Source organism: Sphingobacterium haloxyli, assembly GCF_002980525.1.
GTDB classification, from domain to species: Bacteria; Bacteroidota; Bacteroidia; order Sphingobacteriales; family Sphingobacteriaceae; genus Sphingobacterium; species Sphingobacterium haloxyli.
Window position 1 is genome coordinate 1 of the sequence record NZ_PVBQ01000075.1, and the last position, 226, is coordinate 226.

General features: G+C 52.7%; 1 protein-coding gene. It reads left to right on the top strand.

All coding sequences use genetic code 11. The features are described from left to right. Window positions 1-226 (top strand): hypothetical protein (locus C5745_RS20400; protein ID WP_165793162.1); only part of this gene is annotated, 226 nt, incomplete at both ends.

A 226-nucleotide genomic window follows, 5' to 3' on the forward strand; every position in this document is an offset into this window, starting at 1 on the left:
TCCCTGCGGGATTTTTCATGGTCCGCCATGTTTTCCGCTGGATGTTGTGGCCGGTGCGGGATTTTCCGGGAAAAAGTTCTTTGACATATTGGGAAAAAGAGAAGACACAAGAGAAGACAGAGGAAGTCCATCTTCGGTTAATACCGCAGGTGGACGGAGGCAGTCCGTTGCCGAGCAAAAGGGGCAGCGGACGGAAGAAAGTAAATAAGGGCACACGGGGGATGCC